Origin of the sequence: Streptomyces sp. NPDC059010 (assembly GCF_042740355.1) — a bacterium.
Taxonomy (GTDB): Bacteria; Actinomycetota; Actinomycetes; order Streptomycetales; family Streptomycetaceae; genus Streptomyces.
Genome location: NZ_JBHYJA010000105.1, coordinates 1 through 3,707 on the forward strand (window position 1 = coordinate 1; position 3,707 = coordinate 3,707).

Genomic DNA, 3,707 nt, shown 5'->3' on the forward strand with positions numbered 1-3,707 from the left:
GCCCGGGCCCCCCCGGCCCGCCGGCCCGCCCCCCGAGCGCGGCGCCCCGCGGCCGGCGGGGGCGCCGCCGCCCGGTACCGTAGGCCGCTCCGGTGCTCAGCTTGCTGCTTCATCTTCGGGCGGGGAATCGCGGTGTTCCTCAAGCAGGCGAAGCCGCGTCGTGCGGTCATGCCCGTGGGGCGGGCCAGGAGTTGAGGGGTAGCGGGCCGCGGTCGATGACGGTGCGGATGCAGAAGGTGCTGCGGGCGTCGCGAACGGGACCGATGGCCAGGATCTGCTCGGTGAGCACCTTTTCGAAGGTGCGCAGGTCCGGCACGGCGAGCTCGACGAAGAAGTCGGCGTCGCCGGAGACCACATGGCAGGCGACCACGTGGTCGATCGCCTTCAGTGCCTCTTCGACCACCTGGGAGGTGGTGCGGGAGTGCTCGACCTTGAGGGAGAGGAACACCGTCAGCCCGAGGCCGAGGCGCTCGCGGTCGAGGTCGGCCCGGTAGCCGGCCAGGACCCCGTCCTCCTCCAGCGCCTTGGTGCGGCGCAGGCACTCATTACGCCATCGTGTGCCGGGTTTGGCGGAGCATTCTGGTCACGCGCCGCGGCCGCCGAGCCGGTCCGCTGCAGCCCCCGTCTCCTTCTCACGCGCATTGGACTGCCTCATGCACCCCTTCCCCCTGGAACCCGACCGCACCACGATGACCGAAATGGGACGTCTCGTCCTGGACCATGTCGTCGATCGCACCGAGAACCTCGCGGCGCGCCCCGCGACCAGCCCCCTGTCGCCGCAGGCCGAGGCCGACCTCGTGGAGTCCTTCCTGGCGCCGCCGCCCGACCGGGGCGGTGACCTGAAGGCTCTGCTCGCGCGCCTGGACGAGGCCGCCGACTGCGCTCTGGAGACGGCCGGGCCGGGCCACTTGGCCTATATCCCGGGCAGCGGACTGTACTCGGCCGCGCTCGCCGAGTTCTACAACCGTGCCGTCAACCGCTACGGCGGCCTGGCCTCGGTGGCCCCGGCCCTCGCCGCGCTGGAGGAGAGTGTGATCCATTGGATGGCCCGCGATGCGTGCGGCCTCCCGGAGGGCAGCGGTGGCCTGTTGACCAGCGGTGGCTCGATGGCCACCTTCTCCGCGACGGTCGCCGCCCGCCACGACAGGCTCGGCGAGGACCTCGCCGGAGGCACCGTCTACACCACCACCTTCGCCCACCACTCCGTCGCCAAGGCAGCCCGCCTCGCCGGCATCCCGGCCGCCCGCATACGTACCGTGCCGCACACCCCGGACCTGCGGATGGACCCCCACGCCGCCGCCGCGGTGATCCGCGCCGACCGGCACGCCGGGCTGCGGCCGTTCCTGCTGGTGGCCACCGCCGGCACCACCGACACCGGCACCGTCGACCCGCTGCCTCAGCTGGCCGACCTGGCCCGCCGCGAGGACGTGTGGTTCCACATCGACGCGGCCTACGGAGGCTTCTTCCGGCTCACCGCACGCGGCTCAGAGCGCCTCGCCGGTATGGAGCAGGCCGACTCGATCACCCTGGACCCGCACAAGACCCTGTTCATGCCGTTCGGCACCGGCGCCCTGGTCGTCCGCGACCTCGCCGCCCTGCACGCCGCGCACGACGGCACCGGCAGCTACCTCCAGGACATGGGAGCGGCGGGCAGCATCCCGGACTCCGGTCAGCTCGGACCCGAGCTGACCCACGAGATCCGCGGTCTGCGGGCCTGGCTTCCCCTGCACCTGCACGGGGTGGACGCCTTCCGCGAGGCTCTGGACGAGAAACTCGACCTGGCCGAACACGTCCACGACACGCTGTCCGGCGTCGCGGAGCTGGAGGTCCCGCAGCGCCCGGACCTGACCACCGTGACATTCCGCTGTCGCCCCGCCGACGGCAGCCCGGCCGCCGCCGAGCGGGCCGACGAGGCGAGCCGGCGTCTGCTGGAGCGGATCAACGCCCACCGACGCATCGTGCTCTCCAGCACAGTTGTCGACAGCCGCTACACCCTGCGCGTCTGCGTGGTCTCCCACCGCACCCACCACGACCGCATCACCGAGGCACTGCAGATCATCACCGCCGAGGCCAAGCGCCACACCACCACGTAGCGCCCCCCGGCCACCTGCCAAGCTCAGAGCGGCTTCCCAATGGAGAAGTCAAGCCGTGGGACACGGGCATTAAGTCGGTGTCCTGATTGGTGGTAGCTGGTTGACTGCCGTATGGGGCTGGTTGAGCGGCTGGTGCCAGACGCGCTGTGGGAGTTGTTCCAGCTGGTGGTGCCAGAGGCCCCAGTGCGTCCGCAGGGCGGGGGCCGGCGCCGTTGTGACGACCGTGCGGTACTGGCCGCGATTGTGTTCGTGGCCACCTCGGGCTGCACCTGGCGGCAGCTCCCGCCGGTGTTCGGTGCTTCCTGGCAGACGGTGCACCGGCGCTTCACCGACTGGTCGACGGCCCGGGTGTGGGCCAAGCTGCACCGGGTGCTGCTGGATCGGCTCGGAGCGCAGGGAGAAGTGGACTGGCCGCGCTGCGCGATCGACTCCATCAGTCTCCGGGCGGTCAAAGGGGCCCTTGACGGGACCGAATCCGACCGACCGAGGCAAGAAGGGGTCGAAGATCCATGTCATCATCGACCGCAACGGTCTGCCCACCTCGATCGGCATCTCCGTCGCCAACCTGCACGACAGTCAGGCACTGGTGCCGCTGATGCAGGGCATCCCGCCCATCCGCTCCCGCCGAGGCCCAGGTGCCGCCGCCCAACCAAGCTCCACGCAGACAAGGGCTACGACTTCGACCACTTACGGAACTCGCTGCGCCGCCCGCAGATCGTGCCGCGCATCGCACGCCGCGATAAAGAGAGCTCCGGCCGCCTCGGCCAGCACCGCTGGGGCATCGAACGCGCGCTGTCATGGCTGGGCGGCTGCCGACGCCTGCCCGCCGCTGCGGGCGCGAGGCCGCGCACTTCCTCGCCTTCGTCGGCCTCGCCAGCGCTCTGATCTGCTACCGGCGACTGCTGTAATCAACCATTCTGAGCAGCAACGCCGGCAAAAAGAACAGCCGCCGCACCGAGAACGAGCAGGTGAACGGACCCGGCGATCCACAATCGCAGGCCCATCAACCCGCCGCCTGCCACGACTGCTACGCAACCGCTGATCCACGCCCCGCGCCGCCCGGCTTGGGCAGTGCGAATGCCGGGGGATCCGAAGTCATCGCCCGAGAACATCACATGCATCCCGAGCCAGACGATCAGCATGGCCGACACTGGAAGAAGCGCGATCGCGAGCCCAAGATCCAACCACACCGAAGGACGCTGCATGCCCGCCAGCATGCTGCCCCACCCGCAGACGCACCTGAGTATGGGTACTCATCCTGCACGCCAACTGAGACAACATCTAAGTCGGACCTCAGTGTCCCCAAGAACCACTCCTTCAACCGCCACCCCAACCTTCGGAAGGAGAAGGTCGGCGAGGACGAACTACATCGCCCACGCCCAGGTGATGCCCACCTGCTCCTGATCGTCACGCACCCCCAAATCAGCGACAGAGCCCAAAAAGTGGGCCAGAGCCGCGGCTCGCGTACATAGCCAACTACCTCTCGCACGGCATCGAAGATGCGGTTCGGACGGTCGGAACGGCTGCCGGTGGCGGAAGTAGGCCAGCAGCGACGGATCAAGGCCATGTCGTTGAGGCCGAGCCCGCATGCGGCCTTCCACCGCAGGTCGCATG

3 protein-coding genes and 1 pseudogene are annotated in these 3,707 nt (G+C 69.7%); 2 read left to right on the top strand and 2 right to left on the bottom strand.

Going from position 1 to position 3,707, the window contains the following annotated elements:
- Positions 1-166: 166 nt before the first annotated feature.
- The gene (locus ACFWYS_RS46505) at positions 167-448 is read right to left on the bottom strand and encodes an Lrp/AsnC ligand binding domain-containing protein (RefSeq protein ID WP_384783163.1); all 282 of its coding nucleotides are present in this window, start codon (positions 446-448) and stop codon (positions 167-169) included.
- 250 nt (positions 449-698) lie between these two features.
- Here ACFWYS_RS46505 and ACFWYS_RS46510 point away from each other — a divergent pair, with 250 nt between their 5' ends.
- Positions 699-2,093, top strand: a complete 1,395-nt coding sequence (locus tag ACFWYS_RS46510; protein ID WP_384783166.1) for a pyridoxal phosphate-dependent decarboxylase family protein — start codon at positions 699-701, stop codon at positions 2,091-2,093.
- 111 nt (positions 2,094-2,204) lie between these two features.
- A pseudogene (locus ACFWYS_RS46515) lies at positions 2,205-2,858 on the top strand (IS5 family transposase); the annotation flags it as partial.
- A gap of 143 nt (positions 2,859-3,001) precedes the next feature.
- Here the strand turns inward: ACFWYS_RS46515 and ACFWYS_RS46520 are convergent.
- Entirely contained in the window at positions 3,002-3,310 is a 309-nt protein-coding gene (locus ACFWYS_RS46520) for a hypothetical protein (RefSeq protein ID WP_384783169.1), read from the bottom strand.
- Positions 3,311-3,707: the final 397 nt, after the last annotated feature.